This is a genomic window from Streptomyces sp. NBC_01635 (assembly GCF_045209715.1).
Taxonomy (GTDB): domain Bacteria; phylum Actinomycetota; class Actinomycetes; order Streptomycetales; family Streptomycetaceae; genus Streptomyces; species Streptomyces hirsutus.
In genome coordinates this window covers 320,006-346,558 of the sequence record NZ_CP109277.1, presented here as the reverse complement: position 1 = coordinate 346,558, position 26,553 = coordinate 320,006, and the positions used below count along the sequence as shown (strand labels likewise).

Here is a 26,553-nt window from a genome sequence, read left to right as displayed (position 1 = left end):
ATACGGGCTTCACCCTTTGGAGAGGAGCCTGTTCATGCTTGGCATAGTGGCGGCGGTACTGTTCTTTCTCGCGTTTTTGATCAACGCGGCGGACATCGGCACCAACGATGTGTTCTCTTCGGTGAATGTGATGTTGCTGGGGCTGACTGCCCTGGCTCTGCATGTGGCGGGAATCGGCTCCGGCTGGGCTTCCAGGAGCCGACGCTGACCTGGATCCCTCGCTCGCCGCCCCGGTGACGGGGTGCTCGGGGCCGCGCCACCACCCTGAGCACCCCGTCATCCTTCGGGGGCGGTTGTGCTTCTCCACGCCAAGCTCAACCACCTCTGGCGGGACTGACGCGTCGCTCGTCGTGCACGTCACGCCGACGGCAGGCCACCGAGGCGTGTGAGCGTACGGCGTCTACCGGGCCGTGCCGAAGTTCTGGGTCCAGTAGTCACCGGGCTGCGCGAGGCCGACGCCGATCTCCTTGAACGCGCAGTTGAGTATGTTTTCCTTGTGGCCGGGGCTGGCCATCCAGCCGGCCATCACCTGCTCGGGGGTGGAGTAGCCGTAGGCGACGTTCTCGCCGTAGGTGCTCCAGTTGTAGCCGGCACGTGTGATGCGGTCGTCGGGCGAGGATCCGTCCGAGCCGGTGTGCGACATGTTGCCGCTCGCCGCCATGTCCTCGCTGTGCTTCTGCGCGGCCTCGGTCAGAGTGGTGTTCACCTCCACCGGGGAGCAGCCAGCCTTGCTGCGCTCGGCGTTGACGATTTCCACGACCTTGGCGACGGCTCCGGAAGCCTCGGGGGCGCCCGTCGCGGCGGGACTCGAGGCACTGGCGGTGGGCTCGGGGCCGGCCGTAGTGGGCTTCGGGGCCGTGGCGGTGGGCTTCGGAGTCGTGGCGGTGGGCTTGGAGGTGGGTGTCTGGAGGGCCGTCTTCTTCGGCTTGTGCCACGGCTTGGCGCTGCTGTGCCGCGGCGCCCCGGTCTTCGAAGCGCTCGCGGTGGCGGTCGGTGTGGCCGACGGCGCCGCTGTGGGCTCGCTGTGCTGACGGCTGTTCCCCTGAGGGCGTCGGCCGGCGTCGTCCCACCTGTCCTCGGCCGTGACCGGGGTGGCGGTGTCCTGATACTGCCGTTGCCCGCTGCCGGGCCAGTCGGCACAGGCCATGGCGACCGAGGGTATGCCTATGACGCCCAGGGCGATTGCCGTGACGATCGGCCGACGGTAGCGCTGCTGATGACGATGCTTTCCCATGTGTGTCTCACCCCTGTTGTCCGGAGGCTGGTCATTCTTGGGACCGTCCGGCACCGGGCGCAAAGGGCCTTCGCACTACTGCGCTTCGTAGCTCTGCGAGGTCCTTGCGGCGGGCGGAAGAGCGTGCCGACCTGCTCGCGACGGGCCTCTCGGGGTGACTGCTGCCTCGTCAGGAGTCTCTGCCCGGCAGAGGAACCGCGGCTCTCGGCTCCCCACCGGATCACCACCCGCCTCGGCCCGTCCCACGTTCACGGCAAGCCGGACAAATCCTTTATGTCGCCGGAACGGGTCCTACTAAGCGGCACGGATAGATCGGGACGAGGCGTGAGGGATGTCACGGAACCGTGTATTCCGGAACGGTGTCGGAAGCCGAGGAGTGCGCCCGCAGGACGCAGGACGCAGGACGGCGGGGCGGCGGGGCGGAGCCGCCAGTTCTCGCTGTGCGCGATCCGTGGACACCTGTGAGGCCCGCCGCCTGCCCGGAGCGAGCACTCGATTCGTGGCTATGGGTGCTTGCCGGTGAAGCCTTCCTGCCCTTCCCCCGGAAGAGCAGGAAGGCTTCACCGGCGTGGATCGGGCGAGGCCGGCGCCACCTTCCACCGCCTCCCGCCGTTGAATTTCTGCTCGACAGGCGGGCTTGTCGAAGCCCGGTGGTCGTCCGCCGTCGTGCCCGCACCTGTTTCGGTGGGCGATCCGGTCGGCCGACTGTAGCCTCGGCGCCCATGAGTTGGCTGCCCGACGACTTCGTCCACCCCGTCCACGTGCCCGTGCCCGGCACCGCGCTTCACCTGCGGCCGATCCGCGAGGCGGACACCGCGATCGACTACCCCGCCGTGATGGGCTCCCGAGAGCGTTTGTGGGAGATCTTCGGCCCGGCCTGGGGCTGGCCCCAGGAGACGATGACCTACGAAGAGGACCGTATCGACCTGCTGCGGCACGAGAAGGAGACAGCCGCGCACCAGTCGTTCAACTACGCGCTGCTGGACGAGGAGGAGACGGCGATCCTCGGCTGCGTCTACATCGACCCGCCCGAGCGCACCGGCTCCGACGGCGACGTCTCCTGGTGGGTGGTGGACGATCTGGTCGGCGGCGAGGCGGAGCGTGCGTTGGACGCGCTGGTGCCGCAGTGGATCGCCGCCGACTGGCCCTTTCAGCAGCCCCGCTGCCTGGGCCGTGACATCACCTGGCAGGAGTGGCTCGAGCTGCCGCATGCCTCGTGATACGTCCGGGGCGGCGCCGGGATCGTTTCTTCGAAGACCGTCCGATCGTTGCGTGGTGTGCCGTTGACAGGTGCCCAGCGGGCGCGGGTCGACCCGTTGCTCCCTGACCGGGCCCCGCGTCGCGGTGGCCCGGTCAGGTCCCGGCCGTGAATCGTCACCCGTCGGTGAACCGGTCCACCGCGGCGGCCGCCAGCGCGCCGATCGCGGGCCGCAGGGCGCTCCCGATGTGCGGGGCGAAGAAAGGGGAATGGTTCGGGGCCGGCGCGGCCCCGGCACCGCCCGCCATCGCCCGGTGCCACTCCCGCGCGCCCACCACCCCCAGCATCCAGTAGACCAACGGGACTCCGTGCAGGCCGTGGACGGGGGCGCCGGCGTCCCCGAACAGCGGGAAGTCCTCGGTGGCCATCGAGCCGGGCCAGTCCAGTACCCGCCCGGAGCCCAGGAGCGCGGAGTGGGCCCGCCGTACGGACGCGGCGCGGCGCGGGTCGCACAGCAGAGCCGCAGAGCGGGAGGAGACCGTCACCTCCGGCTCGTGCGGCGCTCCCGCGGCGGCGCTCTCCGCGAGGACGACGCGGCGCACCGCGGACAGCGCCCGCTCCAGGGACGCGTCGTTCGCCGCACGCAGCGAGATGCCCAGCCGGGCCTCCTCGGGGATGACGTTGGCGGCGGTCCCGGCCCGAAGGGTGCCCACCGTCAGGGTCACCTGGTCGGCGGGCGCGGTCTCGCGGGCCACGACGCCCTGGAGCCGGGTCACCACATGGGCCGCGGCGACCACCGGGTCGACCGCCAGGTGGGGGGTGGCGACGTGGCCGCCCCGCCCGTGCAACAGGACGTCGAGCACCGCGCCGGCCGCGGTCATGGTCACCCGCTCCGGCGCGTGCGCGACCGTGCCCGCGGGCAGCGGTGCGGCGTGCTGGGCCAGCACGACGTCGGGCCGGCCGAACCGGTCGTACAGACCGTCACCCAGCATGGCCCCGGCCCCGCTCAGCGTCTCCTCGGCGGGCTGCCCCACCACCACCAGGGTGCCCCGCCACCGGTCGGCCAGGCGGGCCAGCAGAGCGGCCGCACCGGTGGCCGCGGCCATGTGCAGATCGTGGCCGCAGGCGTGCATCGCGCCGTTGCGGCCGGCGTACGGCAGTCCGGTCCGCTCCTCGACCGGGAGCGCGTCGAGTTCGGCCCGCAGCCATACCCGGGGACCGTCCCCGTTGCGCAGGACGCCGACCACGCCGTGGCCGCCCACCCGGGGGGTCACCGCGCACCCGGCCGCCTCCAGGGACCGGGCGAAACGGCCGGCGGTGCGCTCCTCCTGCCCGGAGGTCTCCGGATGCGCGTGCAGGTCCAGGTACAGGTCGAGGGCGGGCCGCAGCACCTCCCCGGCGTGGGCGAGGAGACCTTCCGAGGGCGGGGCCGGGTGAGGGGCCGGGGCGCCGGATGCCGGGGGAGCGGGGGAGGGGTGGGACGGCGGGTTCATCGGCCGACTCCGCAAGGACGGCCGGGTCCCCGCCGTGCCGCGGCGGGGACCCGGAAGAGGACGGATGGATTCAGGGGAAGGGGTGCGGGGCCCGTACGACGTCCGCGTCGGTCAGGTCGCTGCCCCGGTGCCCGCCGCGGCGCAGCGCCGTCCGCAGCCGGGGCATGAGCAGGGCCCGTTGCCGGTTCCAGCCGAAGTCGATCGGCAACAGCCCCGGCACCACGGTGGCGACCGTGCGCAGCCCCGCCCGCTCCTGCTCCGGCGAGGTCTGGTCGACGACGATCACGTCGTGGCCCGCCGCGACCAGTTCGTCCCGCACCACCGCGACGTCGTCCCGCAGGTCGCCGGTGCGCGGCCGGCCGTGGCGCTCCCAGTCCCCGTAGACCTCGTCGAAGGGACGGGCCGGGGACGGCTCCAGATAGGCCCGCGCGTACGCGGACATCCGGGGCAGCCCGTACAGCTGGGGGTGGTCCTTCAGATGACGCACCAGGAAGAAGTCGTCCGCCATGGCCTCCAGCTCGTCCCGGCGCTCGGCGGTCTGCCGGGACAGGTGCGGGATGTAGCTCAGCACCTCCGACAGGGCCCCCTCGACCGCGGACCTCGGGTCCAGGGAGGCCGCCGCGGCGAAGGACAGGGTGCCCGGTCCGCCGTCCCGGCGGACGCCGACCACGGTGACGGCCGGGATCGCCAGGTCGATCCGGTTGTCGAAGACGTGGACGTCGTAGCCCTGCAGGGCGGCCCGCTCGGCCATCGCGACGGCCGTGGGACTGCCCACCGTGGTCAGGTCGACACGGGGCAGCCGGGCGGCGCCGTACCAGCCGTTCAGGAAGGAGTCCCGCTCGACGAGTTCGAGCAGACCGCCCAGGACGGCCTCCTCCAGGCAGCCGCCGATGGCGCAGCCGTTGGAGCACTCGAAGACGAAGTTGTCCCCGGCCAGCGGCGCGCTGTAGTAGACCAGCCGCGACGGCACCAGTACCGGACGGTCGTCCCGCAGCGACCAGCCCCATTCCCAGGGGATGGGGCGGCCCGGGTCGAAGGGGTCGGTCAGCGGGTCGTCCCGGTAGGTCTCCGGGCTGTACAGCCCGCACACCTCGGGGTCGACCGCGTCGGCCCGCAGCTCCTCGTAGGAGCCGACGACCGGCGCGCGGCCCCCGCGCCGGTGGGTGCCCGCGTACCGTTCCAGGCCCTCCAGGAACGCCAGGCGGCGGCTGGTGGCGAAGGAGTTCTCCTGCCCGCTCCAGGTGACGTCGTGCAGTCCCGCGTAGCCCCGGACGAAGGCACTGCCGGCCACCGGGGCGGTGGTCGACGAGGTGACGTCGGTCCAGGTGCCGGCCCCCAGGGCGCCGCAGACCGGGTTGGCCAGGGCGTCGGTGGGCAGCGGGTAGGAGTAGGCCGAGCGCAGCCGGTAGGCGTCCGGGTCCGGCTTGGGGCGCGAGGCGAGGGTGAGCGGTTCGGCGCCGGTCGTCGCCGGGGCGTGGTGGCCGCAGTCCGGGCAGAGCGGGTCGGCGAGCAGCGGGTACGTCCGGATCGTCAGGTTCGCCAGGTCCAGCCGGGTCACCTGCGGCAGGGCGCGGTCCGCCGGATGCTCCGCCGGGGGCGCCGGGAGCGGCCCGCGCAGCAGTGCCTCGCACAGTGCGGTCACGGTGTCCCGGACGTGGCCGGTGAGGACCGGCCAGGCCCCGGCAGGGCGGGGCCCGTCGGGGCCGGCGGTCTCCAGGGCGTTGCGTTCGCTGCGGCTGCGCAGTCGCTGCCAGCGCAGGGCCAGGCAGCGGCCGCAGGCGGGAGCGGTCCCGTCGCCGCCCCACGGGCCGAGCAGCACCGCCGAGGCGGTGACGTGGACCAGCGCGATGGGGCGGTCCGCGGCCCAGGGGTCACGCTCCCGGGCGTGGGGGCCGCCCGCGCCGACGGCGCCCACCGGGACCACCCGGGGGGCGCCGTCGGCGCCGAAGTGGTCGTCCAGGGCTGCCTGCAGGGCATCGCGGGCCCGTGTCATCGGGTGCGCGAGCGGCAGGGTCGCGGTGCTCATGAGGACTTCGTCCAGCGGAAGGTGCGGGCCGCGACGGCACCGAAGACCACGGCGAACGCGACGAGCCCGAGAGCGCCCCAGCCGATGTCCGACAGATCGCCGCGGCCGGTCAGCGCGGCCGACACCCCGTCGTTGAGGTAGCGCAGCGGCAGGACCATCGAGACCTTCTGCAGCCAGTCCGGCATGGCGTCCAGCGGGAAGAACGAACCGGACAGGAACGCCATGGGCAGCATCAGGAAGTTGGCGATGCCGGCCACCGACTCCGGAGTGTCGGCGATGCTGCCGATGATCACGCCGAGCAGCAGGAACGTGGTGATGCCGAGGAGCAGGACGGGGATCAGCAGCGGCCACCGGGAGTCGGGCACCAGGTCGAAGCCCGGAAGCATCGCCACCCCGACGAACAGCACCGACTGCACCAGGCCCACGCCCAGGGCGAGCACGTACCGGGAACCGATGACGGCGGTCAGCGGGGCGGGGGACAGCCGGATCATGCGCAGGATGTCGTCCGAGCGCCACTGCATCAGCGTGAATCCGATGCCGAAGACGGCGGCGTTGGCGACACCCCAGGAGAGCACCCCGGCGGCCGTGTAGGACAGGTAGGAGAAGCCGCTCTCCTCGACGCTGCGACCGCGGAAGACGAGACCGAAGACGACGAGGAAGATCAGCGGGAAGGCGAAGGTGAAGAAGACGGTCGTCTTGTCCCGGACCTGGGCGCGGTAGCCCGCCGCGGTCAGCGCGGAGTAGGCGCTCATGACTGCTCCTGGTTGTTCGATACGAGGGGGGACTGCGGCCGGGCGGTGAGCTCGAGGTAGACGTCCTCGAGGCTGGGAGTGCGGGTCTGCACGCCGTCCAGGCCGGTGAGGGGGTCGAGGGCGGCGAGAACCCGGCCGGTGGCGCGGGTCTGCAGGACGAGGTGCCCGCCCTGTACGGTGACGCCCTCCACGCCCGGCAGGCCGGCGGCCTGCTCCTCGTCGATCCGGCCGAGCGGGACCAGCAGCCGGCTGGTGGCGCCGGAGTTCCCGATCAGGCTCTGCGGTTCGTCGGTGACCACGAGCCGGCCGTCCACCAGGATGCCCACCCGGTCGCAGAGCGCTTCCGCCTCGTCCAGGTGGTGGGTGGTGTAGACGATGGTCCGGCCCGCTGCCTTCAGCCCGCGCAGCACCTCCCACAGGTCGCGCCGGCCCTCCGTGTCCAGCGCGGCGGTCGGCTCGTCGAGGAAGATCAGTTCGGGGCCGTGGACCAGCGCGGAGGCGATGGCCAGCCGCTGCCGCTGGCCCCCGGAGAGGTCGTCGACCCGGACGTCGTGCTTGTCGTCCAGGCCCACGGCCTCCAGGGTGCGGTCGACGGCCGCACGGTCGGTGCCGAACAGCGCCGCGACGGTGCGCAGGTGCTCGTGCACGGTCTGCCGTACGAAGAAGGCCGAGGACTGGGTCTGCACGCCCATGCGCGGCAGCAGGCCGGTGTTGCGCGGCCAGGTCGACTCGCCGAACACCGTGACCGAGCCGGAGTCGGCCCGGCGCAGCCCTTCCATGATCTCCACCAGGGTGGACTTGCCCGCCCCGTTGGGGCCCAGCAGCCCGAAGAACTCACCGCGCCGGATGTCCAGGGAGACCCCGTCGACCGCCCGCCGGCTGCCGTAGTTCTTGGTCACGTCGTCGACCACGACGGCCGGTTGGGCTCCGTGGTCCGTGGTGGGGGAGGGGGAGCTCATACGGGTACCTCATTCATGAGTTGCGTGTTCTTTCGGGGTCGGAGCGTCATCGGAGGAACAGCCACACGACGGCGGCGCAGGTGCCGGCCGCCGCGACGAGCACCAGGGCGGCCGCCGCGACGGCGTAGGAGACGTACAGGCGGCGGGCGCGCGGCGGGTAGGCGGCGACGGCGTCCCGCCCGCGGCGGCGCAGGGTCAGGTACGCGCCGGTCTCCGGGGCGAGGTTGGCGGCGCCCAGCAGGTGGCCGAGCATGCGGTAGCCGTCCAGCGGGGGCAGCGGGACCAGATTGCTCAGCGCCTGCACGATGCCGACGAAGAGCATCCCGGTCAGCACCGGGCGGGCGGGGTCGGCCGGATCCAGGAGCGCCCACCACAGGGCGAAGGGCAGCAGGAGCGTCAGGTTGACGTAGGCGCCCGCGGCGGCGACCACCAGTTTCGCCCGCAGGCCCGGCAGGAAAAGGTAGTTGTCGACCGTGCAGTACATCATCATGGCCGGGAACCGCCAGCGCAGCCCGATCTCGGACACCACGCCGCCGTAGTGCCGGGCGGCGACGCCGTGGGCGAGTTCGTGCAGGCAGATGCTGAACCAGAGGAAGACCGCGAACGGGACCAGCGCCAGGGGGTTGATGAGCAGCTCCCACGTCCCGTCGAGGAACGCCCCCGCGTCCCGGAGGACGGCGACGGTCATCACCACGACGGCCGCGGCCGCCGGCAGCTGCGCCCAGGGGCGCAGCACCGGCCGCAGCAGCCGGTGCAGGCGCCCCGTCGTCGCGTGGGCGTCGGCGACGGTCCGCCGGCTGCCCGCCCAGAAGGTGCCGGTACGGGCCGGGCCGGCCTCCGGCGGCGCGGGCTCCGGGGAGCCGTCGAGCAGCCCCCGGGTGCCCAGCAGACCCAGGAGCCGCGTCCACTGCTCCTCCGGCAGCCTGCGCCGGAAGCGTTCCGCGTACGCGGCCACCACGTCGTCGACGTTCCGTGTCCCGTCGAGCAGACCGATGACGAAATGCTCGCGCGGGCCCACCTCGAACGCGGCGCCGCTGACCGGGTGCTTGATCAGGTGGACGGTGCGCGGGCCGCGCAGCAGCGCCGGACTGATCAGCACACCCTCCCGCAGAGCGGGCCGGTAGGCCCGGGCGGCGGCGGCCCGGTCCGCGCCCGGGCCCCCGCCGGAGGCCCGGTCGGCGTGGTCGGTGGTGCTCATGAGGCCGCCTGCTGACCCTGGGCCGGTTCGCGCAGCACCCGGCCCAGGACGAAGGCCAGGTACGCCTCGTCCCGGATGGTCACGTGCAGCCGGTTGTTCGTCATGTGCATGTACGGCGAGAGAAGGCGGGGCAGCACCGCCGGGGCATGCGTGACCGTCACCAGCGGGGCCGCGTCGGGGTCCTCGGCACGCACCTGGCCGGTGTCCTCACGGGCCGGCCCGTCCCAGGCCGGGAAGGCGAGTTCGCCGCGCGCGGTGAGGTCCACCACCCGCTCGCGCAGCTCCAGGCAGTGTTCGGCCCAGCGGCGCAGGAACGCCGGCAGCCGGGACAGGTCACCGCTCGCCACCGTCTGCCGGACCTGGGCGAAACGTGCACCGAGGGCGGGTGCCTCCCGCTCGTAGGTGCGCTCGTACTCGCTGGACCCGATGAAACCGGTGCCGGGGAACAGCCGGTGCCAGAAGTCGTAGTAGGAGTCGAGGTAGTCCGCGAGCCGCTCCTCCTCGGGCAGGAAGCAGCCGGCCATCACCATCATCAGTTGCGCCGAGGTGCCCAGCAGCACCGTCCGCAGGTGCAGGTTCATGCTCCGGTACGCCTCCAGCACGAGGTCGCTGGACTGCCGGAAGTGCCACTCGGCGAGCTCCACTCCGGCCGGGCCGCCGTACTTGGCGTACTCGGGGGCGTAGACCTCGTAGGAGAACGAGTTGTTCGGTCTGAGGTTCATCCGGCCGTCCGGGCCCATGTACGCGGCGCGGTCCTCACCGGGGAACTCGATGTCGAACAGGGAGTTGTAGAAGTCCTTCAGGAAGCCCGAGTCGACCTCGTACAGGGCGGGACGGGTCTTCAGGAAGCCGCTGATCGCCTCCTCGGCACGGCGGCGCACCTCGGCCTCGGCCTCCGGACCGCTCGGCCGCAGCCGCAGCCGGACGTGCGGGCCCTCCAGCCAGTAGTTGATGAAGAAGTAGCCCGACAGGAGCCCCTCCTCGGTGAGCTGCTCCACCAGCGGACGGACGCACTTCACCAGCAGCGGTTGGGGATTGGCCGCGTAGAAGACGTGCAGCGCCAGCCACGGCGAGGGGGCGGCGTCCGGGGCGGGCCGGAAGGCCGCGGGTTCGGTCAGTTCGGACATGACGGTGCGACCTCCTGGTCGGACTGGGGCAGCTGACGGGTGGTGAAGGTCTCCACGGCGAGTTCGGCGACGTGCCGGCCGCGCCGGGAGGTGAGGTGGAGGCCGTCCTCGGCGGGAAGCATCTCCCGGAAGGCCACCCGGGTACCGGGCTTCCGCTCCACCAGGGCGTCGAACGTGGACAGGCACAGCGGGCTGTCGAAGTCGACGTAGACGGGCTTGGCCCCGATGGGTCCCTGGTCGGGGTGGGAGACCGTGGCGAAGCAGCGGTCCGGCAGGCCGTGGGCGCGCTGCCAGCGCCGGTACTCCAGGTAGTGCTCCTCCTCGCCCGAGCCCTGGGCGCGGACCGGCAGGACCTCGGCGTCCGCCGTCCAGGTGCGCCGGCCGACCACCACGTCCCCGTGTGCGACCCGGGGCCTGCGGGTGACGCCGTCGACCGCCTCGCCCTCGGGCACCCCCGACCAGACGTCGAAGGGCGCCATGGTGCTGGGGGAGAGGAGCAGCAGGCTGCGCGGGATCTCCGGGAGCGCGATCGGCACGAGGTAGCCGAGATAGACGGGCACGACCTCGCGGCCGAGGCGGCGGGAACGGAGCACCAGACGGCCGGCCGCCTCGTCGTGGACGACGTAGAGGTCGTCCAGGTGGATGCGGTCCTCCTCGGGCACGGTGCTGGTCTCGCCGGGGCAGACTATCTGATAGTCGGTCAGCCGTCCGTGCAGGTTGAGGTTGCTGGTGACCGGACCGCCGGTGACCTCCGCCAGCACGGCGCCGTCCGGGCAACGCGCCGCCATCTCCGCGCGCAGCGCGTCGCGGAATCCGGGGGCGGCCGGGTCGCCGTCCGGGGCGGTGCCGTCGTAGAGGTGGGTGAACCGGCTGAAGGGGAAGGCCAGTCCGCCGTACGACTTGTTGAGCACCACCAGGGGCCGGCCGCCCTCGGGCCGGGACAACTGCAGGTGGTGGCTCTGCGGGGTGAAGTGGCCGGTGACCCCGTCGAGTTCGGCCGCGGTCCCGGACAGCAGCGCGGCGGGGAGCTCGATCTCCCCGGCATCGCGTTCCGCGTCGTCCCGCCACAGGGAGCACATTCCCGCGTGGAAGTGGCGACGGGCCCGGTCGAGCGACTTCATCTCGCTCTGCCCGAGCCAGTTCTCCTCGGGCGCATAGGCGCCCTGGTCGTCGAACGGGACCCGCTTGGAGGTGAAGGAGATGTACTGGTCGAAGAAGTCCTCGTGGAAGTCGTGGACCAGGCCGAGCAGGTCGTCGCACCGGCCGCCGCGCCCGTAACGGGCGATGAAGAAGCCTATGAGGGTGATGCGCTGCGGCAGCGTCAGGTCGAACAGCGGCAGGACGCCCTCGACGGCGCGCAGGGCCCGGCCGGTGTCCCCGCCGAGCACGGCGGACGCGCACTCCGACACGTCACCGGTGTCCACGTCCTCGTACACCAGGGTCTGCGGGAGGGCCGGTTCGGCCGCCCCCAGTTCCCGCTGGGCGTCGAGGAGCCCCGTCCGCAGGGCGCCCAACAGAGCACGGCGTTCGTCGACACCGGCCCCGGGGTAGCGGGCGAGGCAGTCGGCCGGGCCGTCCAGCAGGCCGGCCAGCCGGTCGGCCCAGGCGGCGCCCAGCGAGCGCAGGGCCTCCTGGTAGGAGCGCAGCGGATCGCGGTCGTGCACGTCCGCGCGGAGCACCGGCACCTGCACCATGCCGAGGTCCAGCAGGGCCGACGCGTACCGCTCGCACGCCTCGCGTCCCGCGTCGTGCTCGCTCTCCAGCCAGGTCACCAGGTCCCGGTGGCGCACCGGGGCCGGGTGTCCGCCGAGCCACTCCAGCAGCCGCTCCAGGGTTCCACTGCTGCGCAGGAAGAACAGACGGTCGCGGACCGCGTCGAACGTGACCGCGGCGCTGTCGTCGCCCGCGGCCAGCACGTGGCGCACGTAGCGGATGCGGTCGGCGTCGCGTCCCCAGCCCGGCGAGAGGACCACCGGCAGGTCCTGGCGGCGTCCCGGGGCGGACCTGATCAGTTCGGTGAGCCGGGCCAGGGCCACCACGTTGAGCCGTACGTGGCTCACCCAGTCCTCGCCGGTGTGCAGCGCCGCCCCGTCGTCCGCGGGGCCGTCGGTGAAGGTGCCCAGGCCGATGCCGGTGAAGGTGCTGAACGGGCTGGTCTTGCAGGCCGTGCGGTACAGGTAGGTCAGCGCGGACCGCTCGATCTTGCGCAGGCGGTTGCCCGGCCGCGGGCTCGTGTCGCGCAGGTAGGTGTCCAGCCGCCCGTCGAGGGCGGGCGAGGCGAGGAGCAGACCGAGGCGCAGCCGGTCGTCGGCCAGCACCTCGCGCAACGCGCGGCGGTTCTCCCGCAGTTCACCGGCGAGCAGGTCGGCGCCGCCCGCCCGGAGCACCTCCAGGCGGGCACGGTCGCGCAGCCACTCCTCGGTGAGCCGGCCGGTCTCCGGGTCCCGTTCCGCCACCAGGCGGACGGCGGCCGCGGGGTCGGCCGGCAGCCGGTTGTTGAAGATCTGCCGCCGCAGGTTGATCAGACCGCGGCGGGCGGCCGCATCACCCGGGTCCTCCTCGGGGCCGGTGGTCGACTTGACCAGGGTGTGCAGCAGGTCGCTCAGCGCCGCGCCGGCGGCCGTCAGGCGTTCCTCCTCGTCCAGCACGGTGTCGGCCCAGCGGCGGGTGCCGGGGCAACGCAGGCCGTGCACGGTCTCGACGGGCAGGCCCGCGGCGCGCAGCACGAAGCGCCGGCCGAGTTCCCAGCGGGCGTCGGTGGCGGGCTCCGGGAGGGTGTCCGGGGCGCCGGACTTTATCGGGGTCATGAGCATTCCTTCGCGGCCGTCAGGCGATCTCGTGGCGGAAGTCGGCGGACCCGGGCCGTTCGTGACCGAGGGCCATGATGAGCAGGGGGGCCTCGTCGCCGTCCGCCAGGCCGAGCCGCTCGACGAAGGAGACGTTGTCGAAACCGAGCGCCACACCGGCGCCCAGGTCCAGGGCGGACGCCGCCAGGTAGAAGCTCTGTGCGACGGCGCCGGCGGTGCCGACGGCCAGCCGGTAGCCGCGGTCGCCGACGGCGTCCAGCACGGCGCTGGTCCGCACGGTGGGCACGAGCACCACCCCGGCCTGCTCCAGGTTGTAGTTGGCCAGGAAGTAGTTCTCCTGGAGGAAGGAACCCTGCGGGCCGGCGGCCACCAGCCGCAGGCCGCCGCGTTCGGCGTCGTAGACGTACGCGCCCTGCTCCACGCCCTCGACGTGGTTGACGAAGGCGTACATCCGGGCCAGCCGGACCTCGCCGGCCGGGTCGGTGTCGCCCGCCAGCCGGGTCCCGGCGCAGGCCGCCAGCACCGCCGACAGATGCTCCCCGGCCACCCGGCGCCGGGCGTCGAACCGGCCGAAGCTGGAGCGCCGGTCGCGCAGGGTGCGGCGCAGGCCGGTGCCGGGGAAGGCCGGAGCGGGCAGCTCCACCCGGTCGCCGCCGGCGTCGGCGGGCAGGGCCGCGGCGGCCGCCAGCGCCCCGGGGGCGGGCCGGTCGGCGGCGCCGGCCAGGGTCGCGGCGTGCATCTCGCGCAGCGCGGTGAAGTTCAGCAGGGTGCGGGAGCGTTCGACGTCCCGGTGGCGGACGGAGGGCCGGTGGGCCGGGTCGGTGCGCGGGGCGTCGTCGAGGGCCGGGGCCCGTGAGGACGCCGGTGCGTCCCAGCGCAGCGGCACGACCGCGAACACGGTCTCCTCCTCGCCCTCCACCCCGAGCAGTTCGTTGAGCCGGGACTCGTCGAACCACATGACGGGGGCGAGGCGCAGCCCCCGGGCGGCGGCCCAGATCCGCCAGGTGTGCACCAGGGTGCCGACGTCGGTGGAGACCACGTGGAAGGAGAAGCTGTTGTACTTGAAGGAGTTCTGCCAGTACTTGACGCCGAGGATCAGGTACTGGTCGGTGTCGAGGGCCTCGGCGGGCGCGTCCGGGCCCAGCGCCCGGCGGACCCGGTCGGTGACGTCGCCGGCCAGCAGCCGCTGCAGGGCGTGCCGGTGGATGTCGTAGTAGTGCAGGCCGGGGGCGAGGGGACCGGAGGCACCGGACGCCCAGTGGATGCTCACCGGGTACAGGCCCCCGCCGCCCGCGGTGCCGCGCGACCAGTTGGCGTGCGTGTAGAACGGCAGACCGGGCAGGTCGGTGTTGGCCTGGATGCCCAGGCGGCGCCCGGTCAGCCCGTAGGAGTCCTGGAGCATCGCCGACAGCAGCGGCAGACTGAAGCCGCGGGCGGCGTCGCCGTTCCGTACCGGGACCGTGCCGGGCAGCAGACCCGGCGCGACCGGGACGTCGGCGAGGTCCTCGGTGGCGGGCAGCGCGAACGCCTCGGCGTGCGGGTAGTACTTGCCCTTGCGCGGACCGTCGTCCCAGTTCACGACATGGTCGGTGGGCTCCATCGGGACGCGCCCGCGGTGCAGGATGGCGTGCGCGTATTCATGGGCATACCCCACGGGATCCCCCTTTCCTCGGTTCTTCCTCGGTTCGTCGGGTTCGTCGGCGTTCACGGTTCACGCGCCGGGGCAGTCGGCCGCTCATGGGAACGGATGCGGGCCGGGGTGGAGACCGGCCTCGGTCAGGTCGTCCGCACGCAGCCCCGCCGCACGCAGCGCGGTGCGCATGCGCGGCATGTGCCGGGCCCGCTGCCTGCTCCAGCCGAAGTCGAGCGGCAGCAGTCCGGGCACCAGCACCTTCACGGTGTACAGCCCGAGGGAGTGCTGCTCGGGCGTGGTCTGGTCGACGACGACGACGTCGAACCCGGCGGACGTCACGGACTCCACGGCGGCGAGCAGGTCGTCCCGCACGTCCGGGCCGGAGCCGTCGGCGCGGCTCCAGGCCAGGTCGGCCACGCTCAAGGGCCGCGCGGGCGCGGACTGCCGCAGCAGGAAGTCGGCGTGACGGCCCATCTCCGGCACCGCGTAGACCAGCGGGTGGTCGTGCAGGCTGGTGATCTTCTCGTGGTCGGCGGCCATGGCGAGGTACCCGGCCGCGTTCCGTTCGAAGCGCTGCAGCAGCTGCACCGAGTCGGTGGCGATCTCGCACAGAGCGGCGGCGAGCGCGGCCTCCGGGTCGAGGGAGGCCCCGGCCCCGAAGCACATCCGGGCGGGCCCCCCGTCGAACCGCTCGGCGACCCCGGTGACCACGGGAACCGGGAAGGTGATCCGGGTGTCGAAGAACCGGGCCCGGTACCCGTACATGGCCATGCGGTCGACCATGAACCGGGTGCGCGGGTCGGCGCTGGTCGACGGGTCGATCTCGCGCAGCGGCTGCATCCCGTGCCAGGCGAGCAGGAAGGCGTCCCGCTCCAGGACCTCCATCAGGCCGCTGAGCACGGCCTCCTCCAGACTGCCCCCGGAGGCGCAGCCGTTGGAGCTCTCCTGCACGAAGCGGTGCTCGATGCCCGGCTTGTGGTAGAAGGCCAGGATCTCCGGTACGGGGCGCGGCCGCCCGTCCCGCAGCGACCAGCCCCACACCCAGGGGATCGCCCGGTCCGGTGCGAACGGAGGCACCCAGGGGTTCGCCCGGTGGAAGTCGTCCGTGTACAGGCCGGTCTCGCGCGGGTCGACGGCGTCCGGACCGAGGTCGTCCAGGGCGGCGGTCAGGGTGACGGCGCGGCCCCGGGCGCGCATCCCGGCGAAGCGTTCCAGACCCTCCAGCACGCCGATGCGGGTGCTGTCGTGGTACGTGTCGGCGTGCCCGCCCCAGAACGTCTCCCGCAGGTAGTCGCCGGAGCGACTGGAGAAGCAGCCCACCGTGGCCGAGGTGGTCGGAGAGGTGACGTCGCACACCACCGACGGGCCGATCGCCCCCCAGTGCGGGTTGGCGAACGCGTCCACCCGCAGGCCGTAGTCGTCCAGCGGGCGGACCCGGCCGACGCCCGGCCGGTACTTCGGCGCGGGCCGCAAACTCAGGGCCGCCGACTCGGCCGTCACCGGCTCGGGGGTGCCGCAGCGGGGGCAGTCCGGCTCGGGCACCAAGGGGTGGTGGCGGACCGTCAGGTCCTCGAGGTCCATCAGCCAGACGTCGGGGAACGGCGCGTCCCGGTCAGGGCCGGCCGCGGCGAGCCGGGCGATCAGTGTGGCGACCGCCTGCACGGCGAACGGCACCGGATAGGGCCAGGAGCCTGCCTCCCGGGTGCCGCCGCGCAGTTCCAGGCCCTCCCGCAGACCGACCGAGCGCACCCCCTGCCAGCGGCGCCGCAGGCACACGGCGCAACCCGCCCGCCCCTCGGTGGGCCAGGGGCCGATCACCGCCTGCCGGCCGTACAGGTGCACGGGCAGGACGTCGTCCGGGACGTCCCCGGTGCCGGCGAAGGCGTCCCGCACGCCGAGCGCGCCGACCCCGATGCCGGGGACCGGCCGTCCGGGTACAGCGGGCAGGTCGCGCAGGGCCCGGCGGAGGCCCTCGGCGAAGCGGCGGCACGCGTCCTCACGCGGCTGGGCGGCGGCCTCGGTCAGGTCAGCGGTCATCGCCGGCCGCCCCGGTGAGCAGAACGCGGACGGTGTGGATCCCGGTGGCGGGCAGGTCGGCCGCATGCGTGGGCACGACGAGGGCGTCCCGTCCGGCCGAGGCCAGCCGCTCCAGGACGTCCGCCCACGTCACCGGCGGCCGGTCGGTGGCCGGCTCCTCCCCGGCCCCGTCGGCCGTGACCGGGATCAGGGCCGCATCCAGATCGGCCAGCAGCGGATCGCCCGGATCGGGCGTGCCCAGCACCCCCTCGGCGGTGAGCTGCACCGTACCGATCAGGTCGCGGAGGGCGTCGCCGGCCGCCGCCGCCCGGTCCAGGGCGGCGCCGACGGCCCACCGCACCGGCTCGCCCGGCTCCGCGGGACGGGTGCGGGCCAGCACCACGGACACCCCGGTGCGGTCCGCCTCCCCGAGGTCGAGGAGTTCGGTCTCCAGGCCCAGATGTCCGGCGGAACGCAGCAGGAAGGTTCCCTCGGGGTCGTCGGCCAGCAGCGCCGGGGAGAGGGCCGCGGTCCGTCCGGTGCCGCGCACGGCCCGCTGCAGCGCGTCGTGGGCGAGCACCGACAGCAGTCCGGCCGCCGTGGCGGCGGGCAGCCCGTCGCCCGCGCCGGCCCCGGCGCGCGTCGGTTCGAACCGGCGGTCCTGGTTGTCCGGTCCGAACGGCCGCACGGCACCGGCCGGTACCAGGATCTGTTCCTTGGTCAGCAGGGACGTGGCCGGGAGCCAGGCGGCGACCGGATCACCCCCGGCGCCGGTCGCCGTGGAGAGCGCCTCCGGCCGCACCCGCGCGGCCTCCGCGCCGTCCGCGAGGGACGCGCCGCCCGGCGTGGGGAAGGCGGGGGCGGGGACCACGTGCTCCGCGTAGACCCCGGCCGCGGCGTCGAGAGCCCGCAGACGGGCGCCTGCGGTGTGCTGGACGTCGAACGCGACGACGGTCCGGGTCCCGGCCGCGCCCAGGCCGACCTCCACCGCGCCGACCTTCAGCGGGGTCTGGGTGACCGGCTCGTCCGCGTACCGGGTGAAGACCCCGACGGACGGCCGGATCGCGAGCGACCGGCGGTCCAGCTCGGCCAGCGGGCCCTCGGTCGCGCCGTCGTCCGGTGCGGCGGCGACGACCGGCTCGAAGGCGGGCCGCGCGGGGGCCGAAGCCAGGTCGACAGGCTCGGGCGCGGCGGGGCGGGTCCGGCAGTACGGGCAGCGCGGGTGGGGCAGCAGCCGCTCCGCGAGGACGTCGAAGGAGGCCATGTCCTGGAGCAGCACCTGGCCCCGGGTCTCGGCCGGCAGGGCTTGGGTGACCAGCCGGAACACCTCGTAGCCGAGCAGGTTGCCGAGCATCGCCGCCAGGGGGCCGCGCGGCCCGGGAGCCGGAGTGGTTCCCAGGGCCAGCCCGCTCCACAGGCCGGCCGCCACCGCCGGGTCCCCGGTCGCGCCGAGCCGCAGCGCCGCGCAGGCGAGACAGCCTTCCGTGTCCGGGGCGCTGACCGGTCCGACCACCGCCCGGCCGCCGAACGTCCAGGCGGGCAGCAACGCGCGGCCCTCGGGCACGCCCTGGCCGAGCAGGGCGACCGCGGTCCGGAACGCGTCGCGACCCGCGGCGGCGACCACCACGTCAAACCCCTCGTACGCGTCCCAGCCGGCCGGGCCGGCCGCGGGCAGCACCGCCACCTCGGCCGGGGCCCCCTGGGCGGTGAGCTCCGCCGCCTCCTCCCGGAGCCGGCCGAACTCCGCGGCGGTGGCGGGGCCTTCGGCCAGGGCGGCCTCCACGGCGACGTGCGCGCAGCCGTTGCGGATCAGGGACAGCGCGCACCAGCGCGCGACCGGGCCGTCACCGAGCACCGCGACGCGGGTGCCGCGGAACGCGGCGAACCTGTCCCCGGCGTCGTCGGCGTAGTGGTCGATGTAGGCGATCTGCGGCGCGAAGTGTGCGGTGACCGCCGCGTCCGGGGACGTGCCGGGTCCGTGCCCGGCGTCCGGCACGGGCCGGGCGAAGCCGCGGGCGTAGAGCGCCTTGACCAGGCCGCCGACCATCGCCTTCTGCGGGTCGGGGAAACCCGCGCAGATCTCCGCCACGGTCCGGCTCCCGTCCAGGTGCGGGACGAGGAGAGTGGCGAACCGGTAGGCGGACGGGGAGCTGAGCTGGAAGCCGCCGTCGGCGTTGTGGAAGATCACGCCGGTGGGCGTCTCGGTGAACAGCACGTCGCGGCGCACCCTGGGCCGGGTGTCCGCGGTCTCCTCGTAGGGCGTCGTGGGCATGCGGGGGTCGCACCTCCGGGTCGGGGCCTGTGGGCCGCGGGGGATCTGAAGGAGTGGGTGGGAGCGGGGTGTCGGGGCGTGGGACGGCCGGGCCGGCCGCGTCCCCGTCGTGGTGGTGCCGGCGCCGTCAGGTGGCTCCGGACGGCAGCGCGAGCCGGGCCGGAGCGACGACGGCTTGAGGGAGGTCGTCCGGCGGGGCCGCCCGGTGCAGCGCGTGCACCCGGAACAGGCTGTTCATGCGCAGGGTTCCGGGCTGTTCCTCGTCGAGGAGTCCGGTGTCGAGGAGCCGTTCGAGCAGCTCCTCGGCGTGGGTCTCGGGCACGCGGAGCGCGGTGGCCGCGTCCGGTGCGGTGAGCTGCCCGTTGAGCCGGGCCAGCCGCAGGTGTGCGTCGGCCAGCGGTCCGGGCAGCCGGTCCAGGGCTTCGTCGAGTGTCAGGGGCACCGACATCCGGGGGTCGTCGGGCAGCGCCAGCCGGGCCGGCAGATCCCGGCACAGCCACGCGGCGTAGTCCGCCAGGCGCAGCTTGGGCCGGGTCAGCAGCCGGGCGGCGGCGATCCGCAGCGCGAGCGGAACATGCCCGCACAGGTCCGTGAGGGTACGCGCGTGAGCGGCCTCCGCCGCGACCCGCTCCCGCCCCAGGACGGCGGTGAGCAGGGCCATCGACTCCTGCGGTGTCAGCGCGCCCAGTTGCAGTACCGCCGGGCCGTGCGTGGCGACCAGGGCGGCCAGCCGCATGCGGCTGGTGACGACGAGGGCACCGCAGCCGGGCACGTCGAGCAGGCCCCTCACCTGGTCCGGGTGCACGACGTCGTCGAGCACCACCAGGCACGACCCGCGGGGGGCGCCGGCGGGGAGCGCGGCGCGCAGTTCGGCCGCCGCCTCGCCGGCGGGCCGCGGCGTGCCGTCGGGCCGGGCCAGCGGCAGCAGCACGCCGCCCGCCGGGTAGCGGTCGGCCACCAGCCGCGCGGCGTGCAGCGCCAGCGCGGTCTTGCCCATGCCGGGCCCTCCGGAGATGACCGCGATCACCGGGGCGGCGTCGGTCCGCCCGTCGCCCCGGCCACCGCCGTTCAGGTGGTCCACGAGGTCGGCGGTCTCACGGGAGCGTCCGGTGAAGCCGGGGACACGGGGCAGCCGGGGTCGCGGCGAGGGGTCCGGCCCCGGGGACGGGTGGTCGTTGCCGGACGGGACCGCTCCGGCCGCGGCGCCGTGCCCACCGCGCTCCGCTGGGGCGAGGCCCGCGCCGGAGAGTTCCTCGCCGCGCAGAATGGCCAGTTCCAGGTTCTGCAGTGCCGCGCCCGGGTCGACGCCGAGTTCGTCCCGCAGGTGCGTCCTGATCCTCCGGTACTCGGCGAGCGCCTCGTTCTGCCGTTCCGCACCGTAGAGCGCCCGCATCAGCTGGGCGGAGAGCCCTTCGTGCTGGGGGTGGGTCCGGGTGGCCTCCCACAGGTCCACCAGGACCTCGCGACACCGTCCGCGGGCCAGTTGTATTTCACAGAGGCGTTCCAGGACGCGCAAGCGTTCCTCGACCAGCCGCGGCACCTCGTCGCGGTGCAGGAGGTCGGAGGGGACGTTGGCCAGAAGCGGTCCCCGCCACAGGCCGAGTGCCGTGCGCAGCAAGGGGAGTTCGGACTCTCCGGCACCGGCTGCCTCCGACACCAGACGGCGGAAGTGCAGCAGGTCCAGGGTGTCACCGTCGGCCGGAAGGCGGTACCCCCCGGCGACCGCGACCACCGCCTGCTCCTCGATGTCGTACTTGGCGAAGAGACGGCGCAGCCGCAGGACGCAGCTCTGCAGGGCCGCCTTCGCCGTCGCCGGCTGCCTCTCCCCCCAGACGGCCTGGCGCAGCCGCTCCGTGGGGACCACTTCGCCGGGCCGGACCAGCAGCGCAGCCAGCAGCGACGTCGGCTTGGCCGGTGGAAGGACGACCACCTCACGCCCGTCGGTGATGCTGAGCGGGCCGAGCAACTGAAAACGCACCTGGTCCCCCCGTTGAACCCTCGCACTTCTGCGGATCCGGATCGCTACCCCCTCCGGGGTGGCAGTGCCATGCCGTCGAAGCGGGCCCTGTCCGAGCGGTGGCTCATTCGGGACACCTGCTTTTTCGCCGACACGGGCAGTACGGCGCAGATTGTGAAGTCGTAGTGCACGTATGCCTTCGGTCTTGCGGCAGTGGTGAGTGTCTACTGGCGTAGAACGTGGGTCAAGGGGGGGTTGTGAAATGCCTGAGAGGCAACTTTCAGTCACTGACGCTTCGTCAAATATGTTCCGGCAGAGCATATTTACTGGTAAATGGCTTGTCTTTGGGTGGCGGGTCGTGGACTTACCGGCGGTACGGTCAGGGAGGCGAGCGCGCTCGATCCACCGGATTCTCCAAACCTTTTCACGGTGTTCACTTTCACCCCGGCCGGTTCTCCGGCCCGCGGCCGGGACACGCTTCGTCGGGCGTCGTCGCGACCGGTCCCGGGCATGCCGAGCGCCCGGTCGGCGCCCTCCTCCGTGAAGGAGGCGGGCGCCGACCGGGCGTTGCCGCGCCGGACGCTGGGTCAGGCGGAGCAGGAGGTGGTGCTGCAGGTGGAGCTGGAGGTCGAGGTGGAGCTGGTGCTGGTGCAGCCGGCCAGCACGACCTCGCTGGCGTCCGAGTAGTCGGAGATCTCGAAGGTCTCGGCCTCGAGCTCGAGGATCTCGTCGGCGAGGGTGCTCAGGTCCTTGTTCATGGTGTCTCCCCAGGAGTCGGGGCGGACCACCGTGTCCGGTGGTGGCCGCAGGCGGTTACAGGACCAGTCCAGCGGTCCCCGCTCACCGTTCGGCATGTCTTCCGCTGTCATTCCGCTGGCACGCCGCGCCAGCGTCGGCGGCAGCACCGGCGCCGGCGGCCCCGGGCCCCGGCGGGCCGAGATGCGGGACGTTCGTGGATCCGGTCCCCGGCGCGGTCACCCGCAGGGGTCAGATCCTGCTCGATGGCTTCTTCCACCCCGTCGCGCACGCCGCTCTGACGGCCACTGCCGAGCGCACGGGACGGCCGCTGCGTCTGTTCGTACAGGGATCTGTTCACCGGGCGGGCCCCGGCCCGGTGTGCCGGCGAGAGGGCGAGGGGGCCGACCGCCTCGACCGGGCAGTGCGGCACCTGCTCGCCGGCATCACCCCTCCCCCTCTCCGGGCCGCCCTCGGACGCACCCTCACCCACCCGAGCCACGTCGTGCTGAACCCCGCCGACGAACAGCAGGCCGCGGCGACGCCTTCCACGCCGGCAGGCGCCTGGCTCTGCAATCCGGAGCAGGCACCGGAAAACCACCACCCCGGCCCAGATGGCCCGCGCCCCCCCGCTGTCCTGCCTGGCAGAGTGGACAAGTTCCGGCATCGCCACAGTCGTTCGCATGGGAGAACACGACCTGTCCCGGAGAACCCTCTCCAACGCCGTCCTGCGCACCGTGGCCTGATTCTGCCGCACCACCGACACCACGATCACCCGCCACCACGTCCCGCGCCCGCGCGGCTGGAAGCCATGAGCCCGCACACCGAAACTCGCGGCTCACAGCGTGCCGTTCGCCCGCAAAGCCCGGGCCGGCCGGCAGCGCCCGACGAGGACGGCGCCGACCGGGGGAGTGCGGTGATGGTGGTCTCGGGGACGTCGTTGACGTTGACCGGCTTGGCCGGTGACGAAGAGGGTGGCGGGGGCGACGAGCGAGAGCGGCCAAAGGGCCGGGGTGGGCCGGCCCCGGGGAGGCTCGCGCCTGCGCAGTGAGAGTGCCGGGTGCGGAGCACGAAGCCGCGCGGGCGTCGGCGGGGGCCCGCAGGTGTCGAGGTCCACAGCCACGGGAACAGGTGCAGCGCCACCTCGCTTGGGTTTGCACGGGGAAAGGACGCCCTCGGCCGGAGCGTGGTCGGACTGCGATCACAGGTCGGTTCGTGAAGCAGTCGACGGCGCCTTGGGCCGCTGGAGGAGACACTGACGGCGAATGCCGTGTCCGACCCCGTCACCTCCCGTACGGCGTCCGGCGGTTCGCCATGCTAACGGGCCGTCAACGGCTTGCCGTTGCCGAGCCCGGTGATGATCCGCACGAACCGGGTTCGCGAGGCAGGGGCGGCCGGCCGGCGGCCGACCTGCTGCAACGGACCGGCCGCGCCCTCGTGCGCCACCTTTTGGCCGCGCCGCCGCACCACCGCGCACTCGCACCGTCAAGACGCGAAGGCATAACGGATTTGGGCTCGGTGTCCACTGCCCACTGTGTTCAATGTATTGACACGTGCATTACAGGGGCTTTACGTTCCGGCCATCTGAGAGCGCTCTCAGACCCCCCTCCTGTGATGACTTGAGGTGCCGCATGCCATCCCCCCGCACCAGGCCGGCAGCAGTACTGCTTCTGGCCTCAGCCCTCGCCGTCGTCGGCCTGGGCCCAGCCGCCGCCCCGGCGGCCGCCGCCACCGTCCCCGTAGGCTCCGGCAGCTACTCCGACACCCGGCCCCCCGGTACGTCGGGCCCCACCACCAACACAGGAACGCCGGTCACGCCCAAGCTGACCGCCGCCGCCCGGAACCGGCCCGTGCCCACCAACGACTGGTGGTCCTCCCTCGCCTTCCAGCGCTACGGCGACAACCCGTACTCGACCCCCATGTACGGACACCCCCTCACCTACCAGGCCACCGCCGGCGGACTCGACGTCGGCTACCCGACGACCCCCGCGATCGTCGGTGACGGCCGCCAGTACGAGTACGCCCACAAGCGCGACCTCACCATCGGGCTCACCGGCCTCAACTCGCCCGACACCAAGGCCGACGACTGGTCCGACTGGACGGTCACCCCCCAGTGGTCCGACGGCGCCCGCACCCTGCGCACCACCATCGGACACGGCTCCCCGTTCGTGTACGCCAAGGGCTCCGGCGGCAACGCCCAGATCACCACCGCCGGCGCGCCCACCGTCTTCACCGACCAGGGCAACGTCCTCGGCATCACCGTCGCCGGGCATCACTACGCTCTCTTCGCGCCGACCGGCAGCGACTGGAACATCGCCGGCTCCACCGTCACCGCGGGCCTCGGCTCCAAGGACTACTTCTCCGTCGCCGTGCTGCCGTCCACCGACGCCCTGGCGACCTTCAAGAAGTACGCCTACAGCTTCGTCACCGACTCCAAGGCCACCTGGAGCTACACCGGTGGCACCGTCAAGGCCACCTACACGCTCACCACCGAGGCGAAGGAAGGCACCGAGCGCGGCACGCTCCAGGCGCTCTACCGCCACCAGTGGCTGAACACCACGGACCCCCTCACCTCCTACACCTACGTCTCACCGCGCGGCACCATGAAGGTCCGCGAGTCGGCCTCCTTCACCACGAGCCAGAAGGCGTCCGCGGTGCTGCCCGCGCTGCCCAAGTCGAACGGCGTGGACACCGCCCGACTGCGCGGTTACCTGAACGAGGTCGTGAACGCCGCCGACCCCTTCTCCGGAGCCTCCGACACCTACTGGACCGGCAAGGCCCTCGGCCGCCTCGCCCAGCTCGTCCCGATGGCCGACCAGATCGGCGAGACCGGCATCCGCGACAGGCTTCTCGGCCTGATGAAGGGCAAGCTCCAGGACTGGTTCACGGCGGGAGGCGCGAACGAGTTCAGCTACGACAAGGACTGGAAGACGCTCACCGGCTACCCCGCCTCCTACGGCAGCGACACCGAGCTCAACGACCACCACTTCCACTACAGCTACTACGTCTACGCGGCGGCGATCGTCGCCCAGTACGACCAGGGATGGGCCGCCGACTCCGCCTGGGGCGGCATGGTCAAGACCCTCGTACGGGACGCCGCCAACCCCAGCCGCACCGACACCGCCTTCCCCTTCCTGCGCGGCTTCGACGTCTACGCGGGCCACAGCTGGGCCTCCGGCCATCAGGGTTTCGCCGCCGGCAACAACCAGGAGTCCTCCTCCGAGTCCACCAACCTCAGTGCGGCCCTCGTCCTGTGGGGCTCCGCGACCGGTGACACCTCGCTGCGCGACCTCGGCACCTTTCTGCTGACCACCGAGTCGGAGTCGATCGCCCAGTACTGGTTCGACGCCGACGAGCAGGTCTTCCCGTCCTCCTTCGGCCACGACACGGCCGGCATGGTGTGGGGCAGTGGCGCCGCCTACGCCACCTGGTGGACCGCCAACCCCGAGGAGATCCACGGCATCAACGTCCTGCCCGTGACCGGCGGATCGCTCCACCTCGGCGGTGAGAAGGCCGCGATCCGACGCAACATCGCCGAGATGGAACGGGAGAACGGCGGCCCGGCCGTCGAATGGCGCGACATCCTCTGGGAGTTCCAGTCCTTCGCCGACCCGGGTGCGGCCAAGGCGAAATGGGACGCGGGCCACGCCGGCTACACCCCGGAGCAGGGGGAGTCGAAGGCGCACACCTACCACTGGATCAACACCCTCGACACCCTCGGCGCCCCGGACGCCACCGTGACCGGTGACATCCCCACCTCAGCCGTCTTCACCAAGGGAACGACCCGGACCTACGCGGCCCACAACCACGGATCGACGGCCCGCACCGTCACCTTCTCCGACGGCAAGACCCTCTCCGTGCCGGCCCGTTCCACCGCGAGCGGCACCGGGACCGGATCGGAGGACCCCGACCCCGACCCGGAACCGCCGACCGGCAACACCTTCCAGCTGCGCAGCGGTGGCGCCCTGACCACGGCGACCGGCGGCACCGCGGGCAGCGACACCATCGCCTCCGGCGGCGGCGCCAACCACGACGGCACCCCGTACCAGCCCCTCGCCTACGAGGTCCGCGGCGTCAACGGCACCCTCGCCCCGGGCGCCCAGACCGCCTTCCGGCTCCAGGTGGACGCAGGCAGCACGGTCGGACTCGGCCAGCAGGCCCGGATCAGCTACGACTTCACCGGCGACGGCACCTTCGACCGGACCGAGACGTACCACTACTTCGCGACCGACCCGGTCACCGGATGGGAGGAGTACACGCAGGCACGCGGTCTCAAGGCATCCACGGGTACACCGCGCAATCTGGACGGCGGCACCGTACGCCTCGAGGTGTGGAGTGCCATCGGCAACGGCACCTCGAAGCTCCAGACGGGCACGGACAAGTCCGTGCTGGTGATCCCTTACAGCTGAACCGGTGGAAAACCGGCGGCGGGCACCGGCGTCAGGCCGGTGCCCGCCGCACCGGCATGGTGGGCTGCCGACGGCGGCATTCCCGGGCTGTCCGCCGTCCGACCGGGCTCAACAGGGCCGGCGGCATCGTGGCACCTACATGCCCAACGTGCCGGAAGAGGTGACCCCAGCTCTGACGTGGGAGACCATTTCGGCAGCCCTGGGTGAGCGGCGCCCGGGTTCTCACACCATTGGCCGTCAGATCGTGGGCAGCCCCGAGTCCGCCGATGAGATCGCTCAGCGGCTGCGTGAGGCCGTCGGCGAGATCCTCGACGGCTACGTCGCCGCAGACAGAAGGCGCTCGCCCGGCCGCCCGTGCCGGCGGCCCGCCCCACCTGCCCGCCGACGCGGAGTGGCCCGCCCTCGAGCCGCACGCGGTGACCTTCGCCCGCGCGGCGCTGCTCCGCAGACGTGCTGGACATCGACTTCCCGACGGACGGGAAGCTGGTGATATTTGTCGATGTCGATGTCGATGTCGATGACGACCGGACGCCGTCGTTCTCCACGTTTCCTCGGACGCCGAAACCGTCGAGCGCAGCGCGCAGTACTCCCCCGAGGGCGAAGAAACGCCGGAGAGGGCTGCGTACGAGCGGATAGCGACCCAGGGAGAAGCTCCCTTCGGCTTGTGTCTTCGGAGTGGCGGTGTCTTCCGGCTGCCCCAGGCGGTAATGTCCCCGACTCGGCAACCGTTCAGCAGC

16 protein-coding genes are annotated in these 26,553 nt (G+C 73.0%); 3 read left to right on the top strand and 13 right to left on the bottom strand.

What is annotated here, in order from left to right; translation table 11 throughout:
- The first annotated feature begins 34 nt into the window (after window positions 1–34).
- A complete protein-coding gene (locus OHB56_RS01675; protein ID WP_167353794.1) occupies window positions 35–208 on the top strand; it encodes a hypothetical protein in 174 nt (57 codons plus the stop codon).
- Between the two features lie 192 nt (window positions 209–400).
- Here OHB56_RS01675 and OHB56_RS01670 read toward each other — a convergent pair whose 3' ends face one another.
- Entirely contained in the window at window positions 401–1,234 is an 834-nt protein-coding gene (locus OHB56_RS01670; protein WP_406351202.1) for a CAP domain-containing protein, read from the bottom strand.
- 722 nt (window positions 1,235–1,956) lie between these two features.
- Between OHB56_RS01670 and OHB56_RS01665 the strand changes: the two genes are divergently transcribed.
- Window positions 1,957–2,454, top strand: coding sequence for a GNAT family N-acetyltransferase (locus OHB56_RS01665; protein WP_406351200.1), 498 nt, complete (start codon window positions 1,957–1,959; stop codon window positions 2,452–2,454).
- 154 nt (window positions 2,455–2,608) lie between these two features.
- Here the strand turns inward: OHB56_RS01665 and OHB56_RS01660 are convergent, their stop codons facing one another.
- The 12 genes from OHB56_RS01660 to OHB56_RS01605 all read right to left on the bottom strand — a co-directional run bounded on the left by OHB56_RS01660 (window position 2,609) and on the right by OHB56_RS01605 (window position 21,430).
- The gene (locus OHB56_RS01660; RefSeq protein ID WP_406351199.1) at window positions 2,609–3,925 is read right to left on the bottom strand and encodes an amidohydrolase; all 1,317 of its coding nucleotides are present in this window, start codon (window positions 3,923–3,925) and stop codon (window positions 2,609–2,611) included.
- 70 nt (window positions 3,926–3,995) lie between these two features.
- A complete protein-coding gene (locus tag OHB56_RS01655; RefSeq protein ID WP_406351197.1) occupies window positions 3,996–5,951 on the bottom strand; it encodes a TOMM precursor leader peptide-binding protein in 1,956 nt (651 codons plus the stop codon).
- A complete protein-coding gene (locus OHB56_RS01650; protein WP_326750831.1) occupies window positions 5,948–6,703 on the bottom strand; it encodes an ABC transporter permease in 756 nt (251 codons plus the stop codon). The genes OHB56_RS01655 and OHB56_RS01650 overlap by 4 nt, the downstream gene beginning before the upstream one ends.
- Window positions 6,700–7,662: an ATP-binding cassette domain-containing protein gene (locus tag OHB56_RS01645; protein WP_406351195.1), complete on the bottom strand. Its 963-nt coding sequence runs from the start codon at window positions 7,660–7,662 to the stop codon at window positions 6,700–6,702. The genes OHB56_RS01650 and OHB56_RS01645 overlap by 4 nt, the downstream gene beginning before the upstream one ends.
- A 46-nt stretch (window positions 7,663–7,708) precedes the next feature.
- Entirely contained in the window at window positions 7,709–8,860 is a 1,152-nt protein-coding gene (locus OHB56_RS01640) for a metalloprotease (RefSeq protein WP_406351193.1), read from the bottom strand.
- A complete protein-coding gene (locus tag OHB56_RS01635; RefSeq protein WP_326750828.1) occupies window positions 8,857–9,987 on the bottom strand; it encodes a lantibiotic dehydratase C-terminal domain-containing protein in 1,131 nt (376 codons plus the stop codon). The genes OHB56_RS01640 and OHB56_RS01635 overlap by 4 nt, the downstream gene beginning before the upstream one ends.
- The gene (locus OHB56_RS01630; RefSeq protein ID WP_406351192.1) at window positions 9,975–12,800 is read right to left on the bottom strand and encodes a lantibiotic dehydratase; all 2,826 of its coding nucleotides are present in this window, start codon (window positions 12,798–12,800) and stop codon (window positions 9,975–9,977) included. Before OHB56_RS01630 ends, OHB56_RS01635 begins: the two co-directional genes overlap by 13 nt.
- Before the next feature lie 13 nt (window positions 12,801–12,813).
- On the bottom strand, window positions 12,814–14,448 hold the full coding sequence (locus tag OHB56_RS01625) for a nitroreductase family protein (RefSeq protein WP_406351191.1): 1,635 nt from the start codon (window positions 14,446–14,448) through the stop codon (window positions 12,814–12,816).
- A gap of 81 nt (window positions 14,449–14,529) precedes the next feature.
- Window positions 14,530–16,464, bottom strand: a complete 1,935-nt coding sequence (locus OHB56_RS01620; RefSeq protein WP_406351189.1) for a TOMM precursor leader peptide-binding protein — start codon at window positions 16,462–16,464, stop codon at window positions 14,530–14,532.
- The gene (locus tag OHB56_RS01615) at window positions 16,454–18,715 is read right to left on the bottom strand and encodes a TOMM precursor leader peptide-binding protein (protein WP_406351188.1); all 2,262 of its coding nucleotides are present in this window, start codon (window positions 18,713–18,715) and stop codon (window positions 16,454–16,456) included. The genes OHB56_RS01620 and OHB56_RS01615 overlap by 11 nt, the downstream gene beginning before the upstream one ends.
- A 127-nt stretch (window positions 18,716–18,842) precedes the next feature.
- Window positions 18,843–20,693 (bottom strand): AfsR/SARP family transcriptional regulator, encoded by a 1,851-nt coding sequence (locus OHB56_RS01610; protein WP_326750823.1) that lies wholly within the window; start codon window positions 20,691–20,693, stop codon window positions 18,843–18,845.
- A gap of 566 nt (window positions 20,694–21,259) precedes the next feature.
- On the bottom strand, window positions 21,260–21,430 hold the full coding sequence (locus OHB56_RS01605; protein ID WP_031128743.1) for a thiazolylpeptide-type bacteriocin: 171 nt from the start codon (window positions 21,428–21,430) through the stop codon (window positions 21,260–21,262).
- 1,608 nt (window positions 21,431–23,038) lie between these two features.
- Here OHB56_RS01605 and OHB56_RS01600 point away from each other — a divergent pair.
- Window positions 23,039–25,816 carry a glycosyl hydrolase gene (locus tag OHB56_RS01600; protein WP_406351186.1) on the top strand — a complete coding sequence of 926 codons (2,778 nt, stop codon included), beginning with the start codon at window positions 23,039–23,041 and terminating at the stop codon, window positions 25,814–25,816.
- Window positions 25,817–26,553: the final 737 nt, after the last annotated feature.